The 21,234-nt window shown below is 56.4% G+C and carries 21 protein-coding genes; 14 read left to right on the top strand and 7 right to left on the bottom strand.

Features of this window, described 5'->3' with window-relative positions; translation table 11 throughout:
- Genes hemX through hemC form a run of 3 tightly spaced genes read right to left on the bottom strand, consistent with a single transcriptional unit; the run spans position 1 to position 2,884 of the window.
- On the bottom strand, positions 1-1,182 hold the full coding sequence (hemX, locus tag WLO31_RS20110) for a uroporphyrinogen-III C-methyltransferase (protein ID WP_435928276.1): 1,182 nt from the start codon (positions 1,180-1,182) through the stop codon (positions 1-3).
- 23 nt (positions 1,183-1,205) lie between these two features.
- Entirely contained in the window at positions 1,206-1,946 is a 741-nt protein-coding gene (gene hemD, locus WLO31_RS20105) for a uroporphyrinogen-III synthase (RefSeq protein ID WP_435928275.1), read from the bottom strand.
- The gene (hemC, locus tag WLO31_RS20100) at positions 1,943-2,884 is read right to left on the bottom strand and encodes a hydroxymethylbilane synthase (RefSeq protein ID WP_435928274.1); all 942 of its coding nucleotides are present in this window, start codon (positions 2,882-2,884) and stop codon (positions 1,943-1,945) included. Before hemC ends, hemD begins: the two co-directional genes overlap by 4 nt.
- A 285-nt stretch (positions 2,885-3,169) precedes the next feature.
- Between hemC and cyaA the strand changes: the two genes are divergently transcribed.
- Entirely contained in the window at positions 3,170-5,716 is a 2,547-nt protein-coding gene (cyaA, locus tag WLO31_RS20095) for a class I adenylate cyclase (protein ID WP_435928273.1), read from the top strand.
- Here cyaA and cyaY read toward each other — a convergent pair whose 3' ends face one another.
- Positions 5,717-6,037 (bottom strand): iron donor protein CyaY, encoded by a 321-nt coding sequence (cyaY, locus tag WLO31_RS20090; RefSeq protein ID WP_435930678.1) that lies wholly within the window; start codon positions 6,035-6,037, stop codon positions 5,717-5,719.
- Positions 6,038-6,165: 128 nt separating this feature from the next.
- Between cyaY and lptM the strand changes: the two genes are divergently transcribed.
- From lptM to corA, 8 genes are all read left to right on the top strand, one after another.
- Positions 6,166-6,375: an LPS translocon maturation chaperone LptM gene (lptM, locus tag WLO31_RS20085; RefSeq protein WP_435928272.1), complete on the top strand. Its 210-nt coding sequence runs from the start codon at positions 6,166-6,168 to the stop codon at positions 6,373-6,375.
- A 38-nt stretch (positions 6,376-6,413) separates the two neighbouring features.
- On the top strand, positions 6,414-7,238 hold the full coding sequence (gene dapF / locus WLO31_RS20080; RefSeq protein WP_435928271.1) for a diaminopimelate epimerase: 825 nt from the start codon (positions 6,414-6,416) through the stop codon (positions 7,236-7,238).
- A complete protein-coding gene (locus tag WLO31_RS20075; protein WP_435928270.1) occupies positions 7,235-7,939 on the top strand; it encodes a DUF484 domain-containing protein in 705 nt (234 codons plus the stop codon). The genes dapF and WLO31_RS20075 overlap by 4 nt, the downstream gene beginning before the upstream one ends.
- Positions 7,936-8,841 carry a tyrosine recombinase XerC gene (gene xerC, locus WLO31_RS20070; RefSeq protein ID WP_435928269.1) on the top strand — a complete coding sequence of 302 codons (906 nt, stop codon included), beginning with the start codon at positions 7,936-7,938 and terminating at the stop codon, positions 8,839-8,841. The genes WLO31_RS20075 and xerC overlap by 4 nt, the downstream gene beginning before the upstream one ends.
- Positions 8,841-9,557 carry a 5-amino-6-(5-phospho-D-ribitylamino)uracil phosphatase YigB gene (gene yigB, locus WLO31_RS20065; RefSeq protein WP_435928268.1) on the top strand — a complete coding sequence of 239 codons (717 nt, stop codon included), beginning with the start codon at positions 8,841-8,843 and terminating at the stop codon, positions 9,555-9,557. The genes xerC and yigB overlap by 1 nt, the downstream gene beginning before the upstream one ends.
- 199 nt (positions 9,558-9,756) lie before the next feature.
- Positions 9,757-11,919: a DNA helicase II gene (uvrD, locus tag WLO31_RS20060; protein ID WP_435928267.1), complete on the top strand. Its 2,163-nt coding sequence runs from the start codon at positions 9,757-9,759 to the stop codon at positions 11,917-11,919.
- Positions 11,920-12,069: 150 nt separating this feature from the next.
- Positions 12,070-12,126, top strand: a complete 57-nt coding sequence (gene ysgD, locus WLO31_RS20055) for a YsgD/CorL family protein (protein WP_236127787.1) — start codon at positions 12,070-12,072, stop codon at positions 12,124-12,126.
- 161 nt (positions 12,127-12,287) lie between these two features.
- Positions 12,288-13,238, top strand: a complete 951-nt coding sequence (corA, locus tag WLO31_RS20050) for a magnesium/cobalt transporter CorA (RefSeq protein WP_435928266.1) — start codon at positions 12,288-12,290, stop codon at positions 13,236-13,238.
- A gap of 94 nt (positions 13,239-13,332) precedes the next feature.
- Here the strand turns inward: corA and rarD are convergent, their stop codons facing one another.
- Both rarD and yigI read right to left on the bottom strand, forming a co-directional pair.
- Complete coding sequence (rarD, locus tag WLO31_RS20045) at positions 13,333-14,229, bottom strand: EamA family transporter RarD (protein ID WP_435928265.1); 897 nt, start codon at positions 14,227-14,229, stop codon at positions 13,333-13,335.
- A 199-nt stretch (positions 14,230-14,428) separates the two neighbouring features.
- Positions 14,429-14,899: an acyl-CoA thioesterase YigI gene (yigI, locus tag WLO31_RS20040; protein ID WP_435928264.1), complete on the bottom strand. Its 471-nt coding sequence runs from the start codon at positions 14,897-14,899 to the stop codon at positions 14,429-14,431.
- A gap of 175 nt (positions 14,900-15,074) precedes the next feature.
- Between yigI and pldA the strand changes: the two genes are divergently transcribed.
- The 3 genes from pldA to rhtC all read left to right on the top strand — a co-directional run bounded on the left by pldA (position 15,075) and on the right by rhtC (position 18,522).
- On the top strand, positions 15,075-15,944 hold the full coding sequence (gene pldA / locus WLO31_RS20035; protein ID WP_435928263.1) for a phospholipase A: 870 nt from the start codon (positions 15,075-15,077) through the stop codon (positions 15,942-15,944).
- 63 nt (positions 15,945-16,007) lie between these two features.
- Positions 16,008-17,834 (top strand): ATP-dependent DNA helicase RecQ, encoded by a 1,827-nt coding sequence (gene recQ / locus WLO31_RS20030; RefSeq protein WP_435928262.1) that lies wholly within the window; start codon positions 16,008-16,010, stop codon positions 17,832-17,834.
- Positions 17,835-17,901: 67 nt separating this feature from the next.
- Positions 17,902-18,522: a threonine export protein RhtC gene (gene rhtC, locus WLO31_RS20025; protein WP_435928261.1), complete on the top strand. Its 621-nt coding sequence runs from the start codon at positions 17,902-17,904 to the stop codon at positions 18,520-18,522.
- Here rhtC and rhtB read toward each other — a convergent pair whose 3' ends face one another.
- On the bottom strand, positions 18,523-19,143 hold the full coding sequence (gene rhtB / locus WLO31_RS20020; RefSeq protein ID WP_435928260.1) for a homoserine/homoserine lactone efflux protein: 621 nt from the start codon (positions 19,141-19,143) through the stop codon (positions 18,523-18,525).
- A 99-nt stretch (positions 19,144-19,242) separates the two neighbouring features.
- Here rhtB and pldB point away from each other — a divergent pair, with 99 nt between their 5' ends.
- Positions 19,243-20,235: a lysophospholipase L2 gene (gene pldB / locus WLO31_RS20015; RefSeq protein WP_435928259.1), complete on the top strand. Its 993-nt coding sequence runs from the start codon at positions 19,243-19,245 to the stop codon at positions 20,233-20,235.
- Positions 20,236-20,263: 28 nt separating this feature from the next.
- Positions 20,264-21,070, top strand: coding sequence for a sugar/pyridoxal phosphate phosphatase YigL (yigL, locus tag WLO31_RS20010; protein WP_435928258.1), 807 nt, complete (start codon positions 20,264-20,266; stop codon positions 21,068-21,070).
- Positions 21,071-21,234 lie beyond the last annotated feature (164 nt).

Below are 21,234 nucleotides of genomic sequence, written 5' to 3'. Positions count from 1 at the left end.
TTATTCTCCCTGACTTGCTGCAGGCGCCTGTTCAGGCGTGGCTTCGGCAGGCGCGGCGCCGGCAGAGGCAGCGGCTGGCTGAGCAAGTAAATTGCGGACGCGGGTCTGCATCAGTTTTTCCAGCAGCGGCTGGCTTTGCAGCGTTTGCGGGATATCCATATTGATGCTTTGCTGGCCCAGCGCGTCCAGTTCATCCAGGAACGCTTTCGTGGTGGCATCGTCGGTGTCGTAATAAGCACGCACCCATGTCGACACATTTTCAAGCGACTGCTTGTAAGTCTCATCCTGATGGCGAGGCACGGCCTGAGCGGCAATTAACAGCCGCGAGCGAATATTCTCACGCAGATAGATATCCTGATTAGGCGCCAGCAGCGGCACCGCCGTTTCATCGCGGCGGCGGATAGTAATAAAACTATCCATAAAGTTGTGCCAGCTTTTCACCAGATTCTGACGCCATTCGGTCATGGTGCTGGAGAGTTCGCTGCCGTCGGAATCCATCGGCGTATCGTCGCTGTCGTTATCCGCAAGGCGAAGGTTATCAACCTGATTGGCAAGCTGGTTTAGCTTCAGCACGATGCCGTCGTAATCCACCTGGCTGACCGATGAAAGCGAACTGATATCGTCGGTTAAGGCGCGACGAGCGGTAAGCAAGCTTGGGTCATTCATGTCCGCAAGGCTTGCGTCAGCGCTTTTTAACAGCGCGGCGGCGGTAGTGACATCCCGATCGCTCCAGAGCTTACGCCCGGCTAATTTTACCAGGAAATCGGCCTGGGCAAGCAGCCAGGTTTTGGCATCGCTACCCGAAATGGTGGCCACTTTTTGCTGCACTTCATCTAACTGACGTGCCAGGTTTGCCTGCTGGCGGTTGGCTTCATCAAGCGCCGTTGCCTGCTGTTTGATGGTCTTTTCCAGCTCAGCTTTCTGCTGATCCTGCTGTTTTTGCAGCGCGGCAAGCTGGGTAGTCAGCGCATCATTGGTGGCAGTTTGCGCCGAGGTTTGATGCTTGCCATAGCTGTAGAGCCCGACACCTAACGCCAGGGCGATAGCGATGGCGATGGCACCCAAAGCAATCCCCGCCACGCCGCTACGATTCTTCTGTGGGGGTTGTTCCGGTAGCGGTGTGCTTTCCGCCGCGGGTTTGGTCTCTTCAACCATGGCGGAGGAAGTATTTTGTTCCGTCATTGTGGCTTCCCATATTGTTAGGTTTATTGTAACGCGCGGAGCAGCGCGTCATTGTCGGCGTTATCGGCGATGCGAATATCCTGCCAGCCCAAATCCCGGGCAAGGATCGCCAGACGCTCACTGACAACAACCAGTTGGCAGTGGAGCAGCCAGTTGTTGCGATACCACTGCGGAATCAGCGTATAAAGCTGTTGCAGCATTTCACCGCTGGTCACCACGAGGGTGGTAATGCCACGTTCGCGCCAGCGAAAAGCCTCTTCTGTTCCGTCATAAATCCTGGCATTGCGTTGATAACATTCGCAAAATTCAACTTTAGCGCCGCGGGCTGCCAGGGTTTCACCTAACAACTCGCGCCCGCCGTTGCCACGCAGGATCAGCGCACGCTTACCGGCGATATTCTGTAATTCAGGTAATTGTAGCAAGACTTCGCTGGTTTCCCGGTCTAACGGATAGCGCACTGGCAAATGGCTTACCGTATGAAATGCCAGGGCGGTTGTACGCCCGATGGCGAACCAGCTCAGTTTCTGCGGCCAGCCGATGCCGTTTTTATTCAGGAGCGGATTCGCATACTGCACAACGTGCTGAGATAAGATGAAAACCAGATCCTCAGCGCGGAGATCGGCAAGCTGCCCCGGCAGTTGCTCTAACTGCCTGCCGCGGGAGAATTCGATAAGAGGGAAACTGTACGCCACCTGCCCGAGTGCGCGCAGACGGCTCACTAACTCATCCCCGGCGGGAGAGGGGCGGGTGACAAGGATCGTCATGCGGGGGCGTCCCCAGCATAAACTGCGGCTAACACCTCGCGCGCGCCGTTATCGAGCAGCTCTTCGGCCAGTGAAATGCCCATGGTTTCCGCATCTTCAGGTTTTCCACGGCGTTCGCCGCGCACCATAAAGGAGCCGTCCGGCGCGCCGACCAGCGCTCTTAGCCATAATTCGCCGTTTTTCAGCTCTGCATAGCTTCCGATCGGCACCTGGCAGCCGCCTTCAAGACGCATATTCATGGCACGCTCCGCACGCACGCGAATTGCCGTTTCATCATGGTTGAGCGGCGCGAGTAACTCGCGGGTGCGTTCGTCATCAGTTCGGCATTCGATGCCCACCGCGCCCTGGCCTACCGCCGGAAGCGAAACTTCTGCTGGCAGCGCACAGCGAATCCGGGACTGTAGCTCAAGGCGATTGAGTCCCGCCACGGCAAGAATGATCGCATCGTACTCGCCGTTATCGAGCTTGCCCAGACGCGTGCCTACGTTGCCACGCAGCGAGCGGATAACCAGGTCCGGGCGGCGTTCAGCTAGCTGGCACTGGCGACGCAGGCTGGAGGTGCCAACGACGCTGCCCGCAGGTAAATCGTCAAGGCTTGCATACTGATTAGAGACGAAGGCGTCGCGCGGATCGTCGCGCTCGCAGATGGTCACCAGGCCCAGCCCTTGCGGAAATTCGACCGGCACATCTTTCATCGAATGCACGGCGATATCAGCACGGCTCTCAAGCAAAGCCAGCTCTAATTCTTTGACAAACAGCCCTTTCCCGCCCACTTTCGCCAGGGGAGTATCGAGGATGACATCGCCGCGCGTGACCATTGGCACCAGCTCAACGGTGAGCTGAGGCCAGCAGGCCAGCAGGCGCTGTTTAACATATTGTGCTTGCCAAAGCGCTAATGGACTTTGGCGAGTGGCAATTCTTAATACTTTGTCTAACATGCTTGTTACCGTAATTGTCGTCTGCCTCCCATCCTACCACTCTTCAAGGAAGGCTGTCAGTTTCAACGGTTTTTGCGGCAAAGAGGGACTTGTCTCGTATTATGGAATATAAAACGGCTTACTGGTGGCGAACGTTGTGCGTAGCGCAACTTTCTTTACGGTCAACCAGCAAGGTGTTAAATTGATCACGTTTCCAGCAGCTGTCTGCCCGTTCGTTTATAATCATAAAGGCAGCAATCAGGAAACGGGTTTTTTCGAAATACTGAAACCATCAGGCGATATGTCTTGTACCTCTATATTGAGACTCTTAAACAGAGACTGGATGCCATCAACCAACTGCGTGTAGATCGCGCGCTTGCTGCGATGGGCCCTGCTTTCCAGCAGGTCTACAGTCTTCTGCCAACATTGTTACATTATCATCACCCGCTGATGCCGGGTTACCTCGACGGTAACGTTCCCCATGGCATCTGCATTTACACGCCTGATGAAACCCAACGCCATTACCTGAACGAGCTGGAAATGATGCGCGGCATGCCGCCGCAGGAAACCGCACCCGGCGAGCTGCCGATAACCGCGCTCTATTCAATGGGCAGCACCTCCTCCGTCGGCCAAAGCTGCTCTTCAGATCTGGATATCTGGGTTTGTCACCAGGCGTGGCTCGACAACGACGAGCGCCAGCTGCTGCAGCGTAAATGCAGCCTGCTGGAAAGCTGGGCTGCGTCGCTGGGCGTAGAGGTCAGTTTCTTCCTGATCGATGAGAACCGTTTCCGTCATAACGAAAGCGGCAGCCTCGGCGGCGAGGACTGCGGCTCAACCCAACATATCCTGCTGCTGGACGAATTTTACCGCACCGCCGTGCGCCTCGCGGGCAAGCGTATTCTGTGGAATATGGTGCCGGGCGATGAAGAAGAGAACTACGACGATTACGTCATGTCCCTCTATTCGCAGGGCGTGCTGACGCCGAACGAATGGCTCGATCTCGGCGGATTGAGTTCGCTCTCTGCCGAAGAGTACTTCGGCGCGAGCCTCTGGCAGCTCTATAAAAGTATCGACTCCCCCTATAAAGCCGTGCTGAAAACGCTGCTGCTGGAAGCCTATTCCTGGGAATACCCGAACGCGCGCCTGCTGGCGAAAGATATTAAACAGCGGCTGCATGACGGCGAGATAGTCTCTTTCGGGCTCGATCCCTACTGCATGATGCTGGAGCGCGTAACCCATTATCTGACACAAATTGAAGATACCGCGCGTCTGGATCTGGTTCGCCGCTGCTTCTATCTGAAAGTGTGTGAAAAACTCTCACGCGAGCGGGCCTGCGTCGGCTGGCGCCGTGAAGTATTAAGCCAGCTGGTCAAAGAGTGGGGCTGGGAAGAAGAGCGTCTGGCGATGCTGGATAACCGCGCTAACTGGAAGATTGACCAGGTGCGCGATGCGCACAACGAATTGCTGGATGCGATGATGCAAAGCTACCGCAACCTGATCCGCTTTGCGCGCCGCAACAACCTCAGCGTCAGCGCCAGCCCGCAGGATATCGGCGTGCTGACCCGTAAGCTGTATGCCGCCTTCGAAGCGCTGCCGGGTAAGGTCACCCTGGTGAACCCCCAGATTTCGCCGGACCTATCCGAGTCGAACCTTACCTTTATCCATGTGCCGCCGGGCCGCGCCAACCGTTCTGGTTGGTATCTTTACAACCGCGCGCCAAATATGGATTCCATCGTCAGCCATCAACCGCTGGAATATAACCGTTATCTTAATAAGCTGGTGGCGTGGGCCTACTTTAACGGCCTGCTGACCTCGCGCACCCGCCTGTTTATTAAGGGCAACGGTATTTGCGACCTGCCTAAGCTGCAGGAAATGGTGGCAGATGTTTCCCATCACTTCCCGCTGCGTCTGCCGGCGCCAACGCCAAAAGCGCTCTACAGCCCGTGTGAAATTCGCCATCTGGCGATTATCGTCAACCTGGAATATGACCCGACGGCGGCGTTCCGCAATCAGGTGGTGCATTTCGATTTCCGCAAGCTTGACGTATTCAGCTTCGGGCAGCAGCAGCAGTGTCTGGTCGGCAGCGTCGACCTGCTTTATCGCAACTCGTGGAACGAAGTGCGTACGCTGCACTTCAACGGTGAGCAGGCGATGATCGAAGCGCTGAAAACCATCCTCGGCAAAATGCATCAGGATGCCGCGCCGCCGGATAGCGTGGAAGTCTTCTGCTACAGCCAGCATTTGCGCGGCCTGATCCGCACCCGCGTGCAGCAGCTGGTTTCCGAATGCATTGAGTTCCGCTTATCCAGCACCCGCCAGGAGCCGGGGCGTTTCAAAGCGCTGCGCGTTTCCGGACAGACCTGGGGTCTGTTCTTCGAACGTCTGAGCGTGTCGGTGCAGAAGCTGGAAAATGCGGTAGAGTTCTATGGGGCGATTTCCCATAACAAATTGCATGGCCTGTCCGTGCAGGTGGAAACAAACCAGGTGCAGCTGCCGCCGGTAGTGGACGGCTTCGCCAGCGAAGGGATCATTCAGTTCTTCTTCGAAGAGACCCGCGAAGAGCAGGGCTTTAACATCTATATTCTTGATGAGAGCAACCGGGCAGAGGTCTATCACCACTGCGAGGGAAGCAAAGAAGAGCTGGTGCGCGATGTCAGCCGCTTCTATTCGTCCTCACATGACCGTTTCACCTACGGCTCAAGCTTCATCAACTTCAACCTGCCGCAGTTCTACCAGATTGTGAAGGTAGACGGGCGCATGCAGGTTATTCCGTTCCGCACCCAGACTATTCTTCCCGCCGCGTCGGCGAATCATGACGATAACGCAGCGCCGCTGCTGCAACAGTACCAGTAGCTAGCTAAAGCTTACCGGCTCCCCCGCTTGCTGTGTGCAGGCCGTTTCGAGCAGCGTCCAGAATTCAGCGCCGCTACGATCGCAAATCCACGCATCCCCTTGCAGGTTAAAATGATAACCGCCGCTTTTGGTCGCCAGCCACACCTGATGTAACGGCTCCTGGCGGTTGATAATAATTTTGCTGCCGTTTTCAAAACTCAGCGTCAGCACGCCGCCGTTGATCTCACAATCGATATCCGTGTCGCCGTCCCAGCTATCCAGACGCTCTTCAATCGTCATCCACAGGCCATCGCATATGCGATGAAATTCGCTGTCGTTCATCTCTTCTTCCCGGTTAGTCGTTTTCACGGCAGTATAAAAGCAACCAGAGTGAATAGAAAAGAGTATTGCTTTTCGGGGTTCACCTGCGATGATAGACAACAGAATGTTGAATCACAGGCAACTCAATAATGAAGAAAATTTTCTGCCCGCTGGCGTTGGCAATGGTGCTATTTAGTCTGACAGGTTGCGGCCTGAAAGGGCCTCTCTATTTTCCACCCGCTGACGGTAAAACCAAACCGGCAACGCAGAGCGTCGCGCCTCAACCGCAGATACAATCAACAACGCCGGATCGCAATAACCGCGGCACGGATGATGCACCGACTCAGGTGATTTATTAGCCAATAAGAGATAAGTAACCGCGGAAATGGAGCAGAAAATGCAGTTCTCTAAAATGCATGGCCTCGGTAATGACTTTATGGTCGTCGACGCGGTGACACAGAATGTTTATTTCTCCCCCGAGCTTATCCGTCGCTTATCGGATCGCCATCTCGGCGTGGGCTTCGATCAGCTGCTGGTGGTTGAGCCGCCCTACGATCCCGATCTCGATTTCCACTACCGTATCTTCAATGCTGACGGCAGCGAAGTGTCGCAGTGCGGCAACGGCGCGCGCTGCTTTGCCCGTTTTGTGCGCCTGAAAGGGCTGACCAACAAAAGGGACATTCGCGTGAGCACGGCCAACGGCCGTATGGTGCTAAGCGTTACCGACGATGAACTGGTGCGCGTCAACATGGGCGAGCCAAACTTCGAGCCATCGGAAGTGCCGTTCCGCGCAAACAAAGCGGAAAAGACCTATATCATGCGCGCGGCCGAGCAGACGATTATGTGTGGCGTTGTGTCGATGGGAAACCCGCACTGCGTGATTCAGGTGGACGACGTGGCCACCGCCGCCGTTGAAACCCTGGGGCCGGTCATGGAAAGCCATGAACGCTTCCCGGAGCGGGCGAATATCGGCTTTATGCAGGTCGTTACCCGCGAACATATCCGCCTGCGCGTGTTTGAGCGTGGCGCGGGCGAAACACAAGCCTGTGGCAGCGGCGCCTGTGGCGCCGTGGCCGTGGGCATTCAGCAAGGTTTACTGGCGGAGCAGGTGCGCGTAGAGCTGCCCGGCGGCCGCCTTGATATCGCCTGGAAAGGGCCGGGAAGTCCGCTGTTTATGACTGGCCCGGCGGCCCATGTCTATGATGGATTCATACATCTATGAAGAACGCCGAGGAACAGCAAGAAGCCGTACTGGAGCTCGATGATAACGCGGTGGCGGAGTATCTGCTGCGTCATCCCGACTTCTTTATTCGTAACGCCCGACACGTCGAACAGATGCAGGTACCGCATCCTGTGCGCGGGAGCGTATCGCTGGTTGAGTGGCATATGGCCCGCAGCCGTCACCACATCAATTTCCTTGAGGAAAACATGACCCTGCTGATGGAGCAGGCGAGCGCCAACGAAGGATTGTTCTATCGGCTGTTGAAACTACAGGGCCGTCTCGCTTCTGCGACCAGCCTGCAGGATATGCTCAACCGCCTGCATCGCTGGGCGCGTGAAATGGGGCTGGCGGGAGCGAACGTGCGTCTTTTTGTCGACCGCTGGCGTATTGGCGCCCCTTCTGATTTCACCCATCTGGGACTCAGCCGCAAGGCGTTCGAGCCGCTGCGCATTCAGCGTCTGGGCGATAATCAGCATTATCTGGGGCCGCTTAACGGGCCTGAACTGCTGGTAGTGCTGCCACAGGCAAAAGCGATTGGCTCGGTTGCGATGTCGCTGATGGGCAACGATGCCGATCTCGGCGTGCTGCTCTTTAGCAGCCGTGACGCACAGCATTATCACGACGGACAGGGAACCCAGCTGCTGCACGAGCTGGCGCTGATGCTGCCTGATTTGCTGGAGCGCTGGATTGAGCGCGTATGACCGCCTCGCCGCTGCAATCCGCCGTTGACGGTTTCCTGCGCTATCTGAAGGTTGAGCGCCAGCTCAGCCCTTTAACCCTGCTTAACTATGGCCGCCAGCTTGAAGCCATCATTCACCTGTTGGGTGAGATGGGGCTGCAGGCCTGGCAACGGTGCGATGCCGCGGCCGTCCGCTCCCTGACCGTTCGTAGCCGCAAAGCAGGCCTTGGGCCATCAAGCCTTGCGCTGCGCCTTTCCGCGTTACGCAGCTTCTTCGACTGGCAGGTTAGCCAGGGCGAGCTGAAAGCCAATCCCGCAAAAGGGATCTCTGCGCCGAAAGCTGGCCGCCATCTGCCGAAAAATATTGATGTGGATGATGTTAACCGCCTGCTGGATATCGATCTTAACGATCCGCTCGCCGTGCGCGATCGCGCGATGCTTGAAGTGATGTACGGCGCGGGCCTGCGCCTTTCGGAACTGGTGAATATGGATTGCGGACACATCGATCTCTCCACCGGTGAAGTATGGGTAATGGGCAAAGGCAGCAAAGAACGCCGCGTGCCGGTGGGGAAATCTGCCGTAGCCTGGGTCGAACACTGGTTCGATCTGCGCGAGCTTTTTGGCCCGGACGACGATGCGCTGTTTCTCTCGAAACAGGGTAAACGCATCTCTGCCCGCAACGTACAAAAACGCTTCAGCGAGTGGGGAATCAAGCAGGGGCTGAACAGCCACGTTCACCCGCATAAGCTCCGTCACTCTTTTGCCACGCATATGCTGGAATCGAGCGGCGATTTGCGCGGTGTGCAGGAGCTGCTCGGCCACGCTAACCTGACCACAACGCAAATCTATACCCACTTAGATTTTCAACATTTAGCCTCGGTGTATGATGCCGCGCATCCACGCGCCAAACGGGGGAAATCGTAATGCATTTTTATCGCCCACTTGGGCCAGTCGCCGCGCTCACTTTCGATCTCGACGACACGTTGTATGACAACCGCCCGGTAATCGAGCGCACCGAGCTGGAATCGCTGAGCTTCGTACAAAATTATCATCCGAGCCTCAGCGCCATAACAAAGCCAGACTTTATGCGCCTGCGTCAGGCTATCCGCCTGGCAGAGCCGGATATTTACCACGATGTGACGGAATGGCGTCGCCGTGCCGTTGAGCAGGCTATGTTAGAGGCGGGCCTGACTGTGGAAGAAGCCACAGCGGGCGCCACGGCTTCAATGGTGAATTTTGCACGCTGGCGCAGCCGCATCGACGTGCCGCAGGAAACCCACGACACGCTGGCGATGCTTGCGCAAAAATGGCCGCTGGTGGCTATCACCAACGGCAATGCCGAACCGCATCTGTTCGGCCTGGATAAATACTTTAAGTTTGTGCTGCGGGCAGGCCCGCACGGCCGTGCTAAGCCGTTTAACGATATGTATTATCTGGCGGCTGAAAAGCTGAATGTGCCGCTGGAACAGATCCTTCACGTGGGCGACGATCTCACAACCGACGTGGCGGGCGCGCTGCGCAGCGGTTTGCAGGCCTGCTGGATAAACCTGCGTGAGGGCGACCTGATGCAAATTGATGACAGCCGTTTATTGCCACACCTGGAAATTTCGCGGTTGGCATCCCTCACCGCGCTGATATAATCATCAGCAACTCTGTATAAAATTCCAGGTATTTACCTCTGAGGTTGCTGGCAACGATTTTGTAGGGTGGGTAAACGAAGCGTCACCCACCGCTTGCTGATGATGGCTATGGCGGATGACGCCGTGCTTATCCGCCCTACGATTTATCCTCCAGCCCTGGTGCGTAATTCCCTTATCAAATTCTTACGTGGCGGTGCCAATGGACGTTTCTTACCTGCTCGATAGCCTCAATGATAAACAGCGCGAAGCCGTCGCGGCCCCGCGCAGCAACATGCTGGTGCTGGCCGGAGCGGGTAGTGGCAAGACGCGTGTGCTGGTTCACCGCATCGCGTGGCTGATGAGCGTCGAAAATTGCTCGCCATACTCCATCATGGCGGTGACGTTTACTAACAAGGCGGCGGCGGAGATGCGCCATCGCATCGGCCAGCTGATGGGCACCAGCCAGGGCGGCATGTGGGTCGGCACCTTCCATGGCCTGGCGCATCGCCTGCTGCGTGCGCACCACCTGGATGCCAGACTGCCGCAGGACTTCCAGATCCTCGACAGCGAAGATCAGCTACGCCTGCTAAAACGCCTGATTAAGGCGCTGAATCTCGACGAGAAGCAGTGGCCGCCGCGACAGGCGATGTGGTACATCAACGGCAAAAAAGACGAAGGACTACGTCCGCATCACATTGAAAGCTATGGTAATCCGGTAGAGCAAACCTGGCAGAAAGTCTATCAGGCCTATCAGGAAGCCTGCGACCGTGCGGGGCTTGTGGATTTTGCCGAGCTGCTGCTGCGCGCTCATGAACTCTGGCTTAACAAGCCGCATATCCTCAATCATTATCGCGAACGTTTCACCAATATCCTGGTGGACGAATTCCAGGACACCAACAGCATTCAGTACGCGTGGATACGCCTGCTGGCGGGCGATACCGGAAAAGTGATGATCGTAGGCGATGACGACCAGTCCATCTACGGCTGGCGCGGCGCTCAGGTGGAAAATATCCAGCGCTTCCTCAGCGACTTCGCCGGCGCGCAAACCATTCGCCTGGAACAGAACTACCGTTCAACGAACAATATTCTGAACGCCGCCAACGCCCTGATCGCCAATAACGCGGGCCGCCTGGGTAAAGAGCTGTGGACCGACGGCAGCGACGGCGAACCTATCTCCCTCTACTGCGCGTTCAACGAGCTGGATGAAGCCCGGTTTGTCGTCAACCGCATTAAAACCTGGCAGGAGAAAGGCGGAGCGCTGGAACAGTGCGCCATTCTCTACCGCAGCAACGCCCAGTCGCGCGTGCTGGAAGAGGCGCTGCTGCAGGTCGGCATGCCGTACCGAATCTACGGTGGCATGCGCTTCTTTGAACGCCAGGAAATCAAAGACGCGCTCTCCTATCTGCGCCTGATTGCCAACCGTAACGATGACGCCGCTTTTGAACGCGTGGTGAACACGCCGACGCGCGGGATTGGCGATCGCACGCTGGACGTGGTGCGCCAGACTTCGCGAGATAAACAGCTAACGCTCTGGCAGTCCTGCCGCCTTCTGCTGCAGGAGAAAGCGCTTGCCGGACGAGCCGCTGCCGCGCTGCAACGTTTTATGGAGCTTATTGACGCGCTGGCGCATGAAACAATCGATATGCCGCTGCACGTTCAGACCGACCGGGTTATCAAAGACTCCGGCCTGATGATGATGTACGAGCAGGAGAAAGGCGAGAAGGGCCAGACGCGTATCGAAAACTTAGAAGAGCTGGTGACGGCAACGCGCCAGTTCAGCTACCAGGACGAAGATGAAGATCTGATGCCGCTGCAGGCGTTCCTGTCCCATGCGGCGCTGGAGGCGGGCGAAGGGCAGGCGGATAGCTGGCAGGATGCGGTGCAGTTAATGACGCTGCACTCCGCAAAAGGGCTGGAATTCCCGCAGGTCTTTATCGTCGGCATGGAAGAAGGGATGTTCCCAAGCCAGATGTCGCTGGAAGAGGGCGGCCGTCTGGAAGAGGAGCGCCGCCTGGCTTACGTCGGCGTCACGCGTGCGATGCAAAAGCTAACGCTGACCTACGCGGAAACCCGCCGCCTGTACGGCAAAGAGGTATATCACCGTCCATCGCGCTTTGTTGGCGAGCTGCCGGAAAACTGCGTGGAGGAGGTGCGTTTACGCGCCAGCATCAGCCGCCCGGTCAGCCACCAGCGTATGGGAACGCCGATCTCTGAGAACGATTCAGGCTTCAGCCTCGGACAGCGTGTCCGCCATGCAAAATTTGGTGAAGGCACCGTCGTCAACCTGGAAGGCAGCGGCGAGCATAGCCGCGTGCAGGTAGCCTTCCCGGGGCAGGGAATTAAGTGGCTGGTGGCCGCTTATGCACGTCTGGAAACGGTGTAAGTCACAGAAATATCGCGCAATTCTCCAGTCAGGTGCTACGCTTAACGCGTCACCTGCATTTATTGGGCTGCGGTGTCCCGTTGCGTGTTGACGCCATATTTTTGCTGGCGTAACATGCGCGCACGATAACGACTTAAGAGGACACTCGCCTTGGACACACCCAGTAGATACTGGCTCAATTACCTGTCATCCAGGTACAACTTCTAAGGCTATCCTCTTATGCTGATGGCCTTAGTGGTTGTCGGCGACCTCATATCCCTTTATCCCGTCGCAATGAGTCAGGCTGTTTAATGGTCTGAAACCTGTAATGTTTCTGTCTGTGTGCCAACCGAGCTGTCCCTGATATTTTTGCATTGGGAGTCCCGGTCATGCTGAGCGCATTTCAACTGGAAAACAATCGACTGTCCCGTCTCGAACTGGATGAGACCGACAACCTGACAGATTCCGTCTGGGTTGACCTGGTCGAACCCGAAGAGGCCGAACGACAGCTTGTGCAAACGGAACTTGGCCAGAGCCTGGCAACCCGGCCAGAGCTGGAAGACATCGAAGCATCCGCGCGTTTTTTTGAAGACGAAGACGGCTTGCACATTCACTCATTTTTCTTCTATGAGGATGCGGACGATCACGCCGGCAACAGCACCGTGGCGTTTACCATCCGCGAAGGCCGCCTGTATACGCTGCGTGAACGCGAGCTGCCTGCGTTTCGCCTCTATCGTATGCGCGCCCGCAGCCAGAATATGGTCGACGGCAACGCTTACGAGCTGCTGCTTGACCTGTTTGAAACCAAAATTGAACAGCTGGCGGATGAAATCGAAAACATCTACAGCGACCTGGAAAAGCTAAGCCGGGTGATCATGGAAGGACAGCAGGGCGATGAGTATGACGCCGCGCTCTCAACGCTTGCCGAACTGGAAGATATCGGCTGGAAGGTTCGCCTGTGCCTGATGGATACCCAGCGCGCGTTAAACTTCCTGGTGCGTAAAGCGCGCCTGCCGGGCGGCCAACTGGAGCAGGCTCGTGAGATCCTGCGGGATATCGAATCCCTGCTGCCGCATAACGAATCTCTGTTCCAGAAGGTTAACTTCCTGATGCAGGCGGCGATGGGCTTTATCAATATCGAGCAGAACCGCATCATCAAAATCTTCTCGGTGGTATCGGTCGTGTTCCTGCCGCCAACGCTTGTGGCATCAAGCTACGGGATGAACTTCGAATTTATGCCCGAACTGAAGCTGAGCTTCGGCTATCCGGCGGCGATTATCCTGATGATCCTCGCCGGGCTTGCGCCGTATCTCTACTTTAAGCGTAAAAACTGGCTGTAATTTCGTCAGGTGGCGCTGCGCTTATCCGACCTATCTCTTTGGCGATTGTAGGTCGGGTAAGCGCTAGCGCCACCCGACATCGTCACATCCACAGCTAGCCGATTTTGCGCAGTTTATTTTGCGTATAAACCGCGTCCAGAATAAACACCGCAAGCGCCGCCCAGATAAAGCCGAACGTCAGCATTTTATCTTTGCCCACCACTTCGCCATAAAACGTCACGGCAAGCCCGAACATCAGCGTCGGACCAAGATACTGGAAGAAGCCCAGCGTTGAGAGACGCAGGCGGGTTGCGGCAGCGGTGAAGCACAGCAGCGGAATGGTCGTCACAATGCCCGCAGCAATCAGCAGCAGGTTAAGCGACCACGCGTTCTGCCCCATGTGGCTGGTGGCGCTGTCGGCAAAGCCGAACAGGTAAATTGCCGCAACCGGCAGCAGCCAGAGGGTTTCAACCAGCATGCCGGTTTGCGCATCCACGGCGATTTTCTTACGCACCAGCCCGTAAAACGCGAAGCTGAACGCCAGCCCCAGAGCGATTACCGGCAGTGAACCGAACGTCCAGAGCTGCACCAGCACGCCACAGGCGGCAAGCAGCACCGCGACCCACTGCATTCTGCGAAAGCGTTCGCCGAGAAAAATCATACCTAAAACGACATTCACCAGCGGATTGATAAAGTAACCCAGGCTTGCTTCAAGCATGTGATTATTGTTCACCGCCCAGATGAAAAGCAGCCAGTTGCCGCCGATAAGCACCGCGGAGAGCGCCATCGCCAGCACCTTCCTGCGGTGCTGACAGGCCTTCTTCACCTGCGGCCACTGGCGGCTGAGGCTAATCAGCACCACCATAAAAAAGAACGACCAGATAACGCGATGGGTGAGGATCTCATCCGCCGGAACGTAGTGAATCAGCTTGAAATAGGCAGGCGCAATGCCCCACATTAAATACGCCGCAAGGGCAAGCAGCACGCCCTGGCGGGTCTGTTTCGCATCCATGTAAAAACTCGTCGAAAGGATAGTGAGCAAATAGTAACAGGATTTACAGATTGATGACAAAGCGGGCAAGATTGAGAGGCGAAAAGATTTCAGCAGAAAATAACAATAAAAATCAATTCATTGATTTTCACCGCTTAATCACAAAGAAGGAAAAACCACGCTTTTGCCTTCCTGGTCAGCCGTCTCAGAATTTATCTTTTCACCCCACCATATAGGTGGCCGTGGCGCTGGCGATATGGACCTGCTCTTCGTTATGCAGCTCCACTCGCGCCACCGCGACTTTGTTCCCGGCTCGCAGCAGGCTGCTGCTTGCGGTAAAGCGCTGGCCTCTGCCCGGCCGCAGGTAGTCCACGCGCAGATCGATAGTGCCCATCCGCGATAAACGCTGGCGCAGCTCTTCTTCGCTGATGGTGTCATGGCGCGTCAGGGTGCTGCCCACGCAAACCAGGCCCGCCGCGACATCAAGTGCGGAGGCGATCACGCCGCCGTGTAAAATGCTCTGCGCCCAGTTGCCAACCATCATAGGCTGGTTATCAAAGCCAAGCTGCGCAAAGTTTTTCTCATAGCGCTCCAGCTCAAGGCCCAGCGCGCGATTAAAGGGCATGTGATAAACAAAAATTTCGCCAACCAGCTGAAGCGCCGCTTCGGTTGTCAGTATGGTGCCGGACATGGATCGTTCCTCGATCGAAAAAGTCTGCCTACGTTAGCTAAATGTTTATTTTATGCTTCTCATTTGTTGCTTTCCACTTTAAGAAAGGTTGACCGCGCGAGATGCGAAGGAACTATGTAGAATGTCCGCCAGCTAATAATTCGATAACAAATTTACGTTCAGGAGAACATTGTCGATGCACAAGTTTCTGGGATGCTTGCTGGCGGCCTGTTTGCTGCCACTTACGGCCTACGCACAGGAAGCCACGATTAAAAAAGTTCATGACAAACCCGCCGTGCGCGGCAGCGTTATTGCTAACTTGCTTCAGGAACATGACAATCCGTTCACCCTCTATCCATACGACACTAACTATTTGCTCTATACGGTGACGGACGATCTGAACAAAGAAGCGATCGGCTCCTATAACTGGACGGATAATTCCCGCAAAGATGAGGTGAAGTTTCAGCTGAGCCTCGCCTTCCCGCTATGGCGCGGCATCCTCGGCTCTAATTCAGTGTTGGGTGCGTCCTATACTCAGAAATCCTGGTGGCAGCTTTCCAACCGCGGCGAATCTTCTCCGTTCCGCGAAACCAACTATGAGCCGCAGCTCTTCCTCGGTTTTGCTTTGGACGAGACGTTTGCGGGCTGGACGCTGCGAGACGTGGAGTTTGGCTATAATCACGACTCCAACGGGCGATCCGATCCAACCTCCCGTAGCTGGAACCGCATGTATGCGCGCCTGATGGCGGAAAACGGTAACTGGCTGGTGGAAGCGAAGCCGTGGTATGTGCTTGGCAGCACTGAAGATAACCCGGACATCACCAAATATATGGGTTATTACCAGTTGAAAATCGGCTATTCGCTGGGCGATGCGATACTGAGCGTGAAAGGGCAGTACAACTGGAATACCGGCTACGGCGGCGCGGAAATGGGCTTCAGCTATCCGGTCACTAAGCATGTGCGCCTGTACACTCAGCTCTACAGCGGCTATGGCGAATCATTAATTGATTACAACTTTAACCAGACACGTTTCGGCGTAGGCGTTATGCTCAACGATCTGTTCTAAAAAGTTGCAGTTTTTACCTCAGGCGCTGAAAATGGCGCCTGAATTTTTGGTGGTGGAGAAAGCGTGACACAGGCGGAAGTTATTAATCAGACGGTGCTGACTCAACAGGTTTTGCAGGAAACCTTTGGCTATCAGCAGTTCCGCCCGGGCCAGCAAACCATTATCGAAACGGTGCTTGACGGGCGCGACTGTCTGGTGGTGATGCCTACCGGCGGCGGCAAATCGCTGTGCTACCAGATCCCCGCTCTGGTCTTTGGCGGGCTGACGGTTGTCGTTTCGCCGCTGATTTCCCTGATGAAAGACCAGGTCGATCAGCTGCTGGCCAACGGCGTTGCTGCGGCCTGCCTGAACTCCACCCAAAGCCGCGAGCAGCAGCAGGAAGTGATGGCCGGCTGCCGCAGCGGGCAAATCCGCCTGCTGTATATCGCGCCTGAACGGCTGATGATGGATAACTTCATCGATCAAATCAGCCGCTGGCATCTTTCGATGGTCGCCGTGGATGAAGCGCACTGTATTTCCCAGTGGGGGCATGATTTCCGTCCGGAATATGCGGCGCTCGGGCAGCTGCGCCAGCGCCTGCCGGGCGTGCCGTTTATCGCCCTTACCGCTACCGCCGATGAAACCACGCGCCTGGATATCGTCCGCCTGCTTGGCCTGCAGGACCCGCTGATCCAAATCAGCAGCTTCGATCGCCCCAATATCCGCTATATGCTGATGGAGAAGTTTAAACCCCTCGATCAGCTGATGCGTTACGTCCAGGAACAGCGCGGTAAATCCGGTATTATCTACTGTAACAGCCGCGCCAAAGTGGAAGACACCGCCGCGCGTTTGCAAAGCAAAGGCGTCAGCGCCGGAGCGTATCATGCAGGCCTGGAGCACAGCGTGCGTGCCGACGTGCAGGAGAAATTCCAGCGCGACGATCTGCAAATCGTGGTGGCTACCGTGGCGTTTGGCATGGGCATCAACAAGCCTAACGTGCGGTTTGTGGCGCACTTTGATATCCCGCGTAACATTGAATCCTACTATCAGGAAACGGGCCGCGCCGGGCGCGATGGCCTGCCTGCGGAAGCGATGCTGTTTTACGATCCGGCGGATATGGCCTGGCTGCGTAAATGCCTCGAAGAGAAGCCTGCCGGGCAGCTGCAGGATATTGAGCGGCATAAACTCAACGCCATGGGCGCCTTTGCCGAAGCGCAAACCTGCCGCCGTCTGGTGCTGCTGAACTACTTTGGCGAAGGCCGCCAGCAGCCGTGCGGCAACTGCGATGTTTGTCTCGACCCGCCGCGTCGTTACGACGGCCTTGTCGACGCGCAGAAAGCCCTTTCCTGTATTTATCGCGTAGGCCAGCGTTTCGGCATGGGCTACGTCGTCGAAGTGCTGCGCGGCGCGAACAACCAGCGTATTCGCGACCTCGGGCACGACAAGCTCAAAATCTATGGTGAAGGCCGCGACCACACCACCGAGCACTGGGTGAGCGTGATTCGCCAGCTCATCCACCTCGGCGTCGTGACGCAAAACATCGCCCAGCACTCTGCTTTGCAGCTTACCGAAGCGGCGCGTCCGTATTTGCGCGCTGAAGTGCCGTTGATGCTGGCGGTGCCGCGCGTGGTTGCCATCAAGCCGCGAGCGAATCAGAAAACGTTCGGCGGCAACTACGACCGTAAGCTGTTCGCCAAGCTGCGCAAACTGCGTAAAGCTATTGCTGATGAAGAGAACATTCCGCCTTATGTGGTATTTAACGACGCCACGCTTATCGAAATGGCTGAGCAAATGCCGATCTCCGCGGGCGAAATGCTCGGCGTTAACGGCGTGGGCACCCGCAAGCTGGAGCGCTTCGGGCGCGAATTCATGTCGCTTATCCGCAGCCACGTCGACGGCGAAGATGAGTAGTAGCCAGGCTCGTGCGAACGTGGCAGGATAATCCTTCACTGAATAATTACCCCGCGAGTTATTTCTTATGTTGATGCTTTTTCTGACCGTAGCGGTACTGCATATCGTTGCGCTGGTCACGCCCGGGCCCGACTTCTTCTTCGTTTCGCAGACCGCCGTTAGCCGCTCCCGCAAAGAGGCGATGATGGGCGTGCTGGGCATTACCGGCGGCGTCATGGTCTGGTCCGGCGTGGCGCTGCTGGGCCTGAACCTGATCCTCGAAAAAATGGCGTGGCTGCACAGCATCATCATGGTTGGCGGCGGGTTATATCTGTGCTGGATGGGCTACCAGATGCTGCGCGGGGCGCTGAAGAAAGAGACGGCTGCGCAGGAGTCGCCTGCGGTAGAACTGGCCCATGGCGGGCGCAGCTTCCTGAAAGGCCTGCTCACCAATCTGTCGAACCCGAAAGCCATTATTTACTTCGGCAGCGTATTCTCGCTGTTCGTGGGGGATAGCGTGGGCAGCGCCGAACGTTGGGGATTGTTTGTGATGATCGCGCTGGAAACCTTCGCCTGGTTTACCGTGGTTGCCAGCCTGTTCGCCTTACCAAAAATGCGTCGCGGTTATCAGCGCCTCGCCAGATGGATTGACGGCATGGCCGGCGCGCTGTTCACCGGCTTCGGCATTCATCTGATTGTTTCTCGTTAATTAGCCAGGCCGTGCTCCGGCAAGGAGCGCGCCTACTAACATAAACAGCGAACCAAATGCCCGGTTTAGCGCCTTCATCTGACGCGGCCCCTTAATCCAGCCCGCAATTCTTGTCGCCAGCGTCGCATAGCCAATCATCACAATGATATCGACCACCACGGTGGTCACGCCAAGAATCACGTACTGCATCGCCAGTGGCTGATGGGGAGCGATAAACTGCGGGAAAAGCGCGGCGAGAAATACGATGCTTTTCGGGTTTGTGAGATTCACGAACACCGCGCGTTTAAACAGGCGGCTGCGCGGCTGGCTGCTCGCCAGCGTATTGAGGTCAATCGCGCCTGCGGAGCGCCATTGCTGAATGCCAAGCCAAATCAGATAGGCAACTCCCGCCCATTTCAGCAACTCAAACGCCAGTAGCGAACGGGAAAACAGTGCGCCCAGGCCAACGCCAACCAGAACGATATGCATCGCCAGCCCGCTTTGCAAACCGGCAATCGATGCCGCGGCGCCCCGATAGCCGTGGCTGATGGCGGTGGTCATGGTGTTGATGGCTCCGGACCCGGGCGAGAGGCTCAAAATAAGCGTCGTCAGAAGATAGGTAAACCACCATTCGAAAGTCATGCGAAATTCCCGAGTGAACACTTTTGTGCCACAATACGCTATTGTTTACAGACGTGCTATGGGTCACAAATAATCAGTCAGACGGTGCAAAAACAGCATATGACTCAGCATAAAAATGGATGGTTAGCGCGTGAGGGCGCATTTGCTGCTTTCACCATGGGACCGCTGACGGACTTCTGGCGCGAGCGTGAAGAGCGTGAATTCCTGGGCGTCGACGATGTGCCGGTGCGCTACGTCAGGTTCTGCGCCGCAGCCCATGACCGCGTTATCGTCGTCTGTCCGGGGCGCATCGAAAGCTACGTGAAGTACGCTGAGCTTGCCTGGGATCTGTTCCACTGCGGCTTTGACGTGCTGATTATCGATCATCGCGGGCAGGGGCGTTCGGGCCGTCTGCTGTCAGATACCCATCGCGGCCATGTCGTGAAGTTCAGCGATTATGTTGATGATTTCGACCGCTTCTACCAGCAGGAAGTCGCGCCCGGCCCGTGGCGAAAACGTTACGTGCTGGCGCACTCCATGGGAGGCGCAATCACCTCTTTGTGGCTGGAGAAAAATCCTCAGGCGTTTGACGCCGTCGCCCTTTGCGCGCCGATGTTCGGCATCACGCTGCGCTGGCCGGAATGGATGGTGCGCCATCTGCTGGACTGGGCCGAAGGCCATCAACGTATTCGTGAAGGTTATGCAATAGGAACAGGCCGCTGGCGCGCTTTACCCTTTAGCGTTAATGTCCTGACCCACAGCCGCGAACGTTACCGCCGCAACCTGCGCTTTTATGCTGATGAGCCAGCGCTGCGGGTGGGCGGGCCGACCTGGCACTGGGTACGCGAAGGGATACTCGCGGGAGAAGAGGTATTAGCGGGAGCCACCGCCATTACCACGCCGATATTGATACTCCAGGCAGAAGAGGAGCGAGTGGTGGATAACCGCGCGCACCAGAAATTCTGCGAGCTTCGTGCCGCGGCGGGCCATCCCTGTGAGGGGGAAACACCTTACGTCATAAAAGGCGCGTATCATGAGATCCTGTTTGAAAAGGACGATATGCGAGCCGAAGCCTTGCATGCCATCCTCGAGTTTTTCGACCGGCATCGTTAATTTTCTTCACCAGAGGTTTACTAATCCTATGTACCATGTCGTTGCGTCTGATTTAGATGGCACCTTGCTGTCCCCCGATCACCTGCTCTCCGCGTATGCTAAAGAAACCCTGAAACTGCTCACCGCCCGGGGCATTCATTTCGTGTTTGCGACGGGGCGCCACCATATCGACGTTGCGCAGATCCGCGATAACCTCGAAATCAAAGCCTATATGATTACCTCTAACGGCGCGCGCGTGCACGATACCGACGGTAACCTGGTCTTCACCCACGACCTGGATCGCGATATCGCCGCCGATCTGTTTGGCGTGATGCACGCCAGCCCGGATATCGTCACCAACGTCTACCGCGGCGACCAGTGGTTTATGAACCGCCATCGCCCGGAAGAGATGAAATATTTTAAAGAAGCGGTATTCAACTACTCGCTCTTCGAGCCGGGCCTGCTTGAAACAGACGGCGTAAGTAAAGTGTTCTTCACCTGCGACGACCATGAAAAACTGCTGCCGCTGGAGCAGGCCATCAACGCCCGCTGGGGCGATCGCGTGAACGTCAGCTTCTCCACGCTCACCTGTCTGGAAGTGATGGCGGGCGGCGTTTCCAAAGGCCACGCGCTGGAAGCCGTATCCAAAGCTATGGGCTATAGCCTGAAAGAGTGCATCTCCTTTGGCGACGGCATGAACGACGCCGAAATGCTCTCTATGGCGGGCAAAGGCTGCATCATGGGTAACGCCCATCAGCGGCTGAAGGATCTGCTGCCGGAGCTGGAAGTGATCGGCACCAATACCGATAACGCCGTTCCACACTATCTGCGTAAGATGTTCCTCGGCGCGGATTGATAGCTGTCGGGTGGCGCTGTCCGGCAAAAATGCCGGATGGCGCAAGCTTATCCGACCTGCAAACCATGCAAATCCTGAAGCGGATAAGCGGCGGCGCCATCCACCGCTTTGTGCGCTCATTTAACAACCACTCGTCAACCAAATAGTTCAGCCCCTGCCGACAA

The sequence above is a fragment of the Dryocola sharpae genome, from assembly GCF_051307055.1.
Taxonomy (GTDB): domain Bacteria; phylum Pseudomonadota; class Gammaproteobacteria; order Enterobacterales; family Enterobacteriaceae; genus Dryocola.
Note: the sequence above shows the minus strand (reverse complement) of the source record. Positions and strands in the feature narration are given on the sequence as shown.

Bases quoted from the DNA above. Each gene is read 5' to 3' on its own strand.
- pldB (WP_435928259.1), top strand. From the start codon at position 19,243: ATGACTCAGCATAAAAATGGATGGTTAGCGCGTGAGGGCGCATTTGCT.
- yigL (WP_435928258.1), top strand. From the start codon at position 20,264: ATGTACCATGTCGTTGCGTCTGATTTAGATGGCACCTTGCTGTCCCCC.
- uvrD (WP_435928267.1), top strand. From the start codon at position 9,757: ATGGACGTTTCTTACCTGCTCGATAGCCTCAATGATAAACAGCGCGAA.
- rarD (WP_435928265.1), bottom strand. From the start codon at position 14,229: ATGGATGCGAAACAGACCCGCCAGGGCGTGCTGCTTGCCCTTGCGGCG.
- lptM (WP_435928272.1), top strand. From the start codon at position 6,166: ATGAAGAAAATTTTCTGCCCGCTGGCGTTGGCAATGGTGCTATTTAGT.
- rhtB (WP_435928260.1), bottom strand. From the start codon at position 19,143: ATGACTTTCGAATGGTGGTTTACCTATCTTCTGACGACGCTTATTTTG.
- corA (WP_435928266.1), top strand. From the start codon at position 12,288: ATGCTGAGCGCATTTCAACTGGAAAACAATCGACTGTCCCGTCTCGAA.
- yigB (WP_435928268.1), top strand. From the start codon at position 8,841: ATGCATTTTTATCGCCCACTTGGGCCAGTCGCCGCGCTCACTTTCGAT.
- xerC (WP_435928269.1), top strand. From the start codon at position 7,936: ATGACCGCCTCGCCGCTGCAATCCGCCGTTGACGGTTTCCTGCGCTAT.
- yigI (WP_435928264.1), bottom strand. From the start codon at position 14,899: ATGTCCGGCACCATACTGACAACCGAAGCGGCGCTTCAGCTGGTTGGC.
- hemX (WP_435928276.1), bottom strand. From the start codon at position 1,182: ATGACGGAACAAAATACTTCCTCCGCCATGGTTGAAGAGACCAAACCC.
- dapF (WP_435928271.1), top strand. From the start codon at position 6,414: ATGCAGTTCTCTAAAATGCATGGCCTCGGTAATGACTTTATGGTCGTC.
- WLO31_RS20075 (WP_435928270.1), top strand. From the start codon at position 7,235: ATGAAGAACGCCGAGGAACAGCAAGAAGCCGTACTGGAGCTCGATGAT.
- hemC (WP_435928274.1), bottom strand. From the start codon at position 2,884: ATGTTAGACAAAGTATTAAGAATTGCCACTCGCCAAAGTCCATTAGCG.
- hemD (WP_435928275.1), bottom strand. From the start codon at position 1,946: ATGACGATCCTTGTCACCCGCCCCTCTCCCGCCGGGGATGAGTTAGTG.
- rhtC (WP_435928261.1), top strand. From the start codon at position 17,902: ATGTTGATGCTTTTTCTGACCGTAGCGGTACTGCATATCGTTGCGCTG.
- cyaY (WP_435930678.1), bottom strand. From the start codon at position 6,037: ATGAACGACAGCGAATTTCATCGCATATGCGATGGCCTGTGGATGACG.
- pldA (WP_435928263.1), top strand. From the start codon at position 15,075: ATGCACAAGTTTCTGGGATGCTTGCTGGCGGCCTGTTTGCTGCCACTT.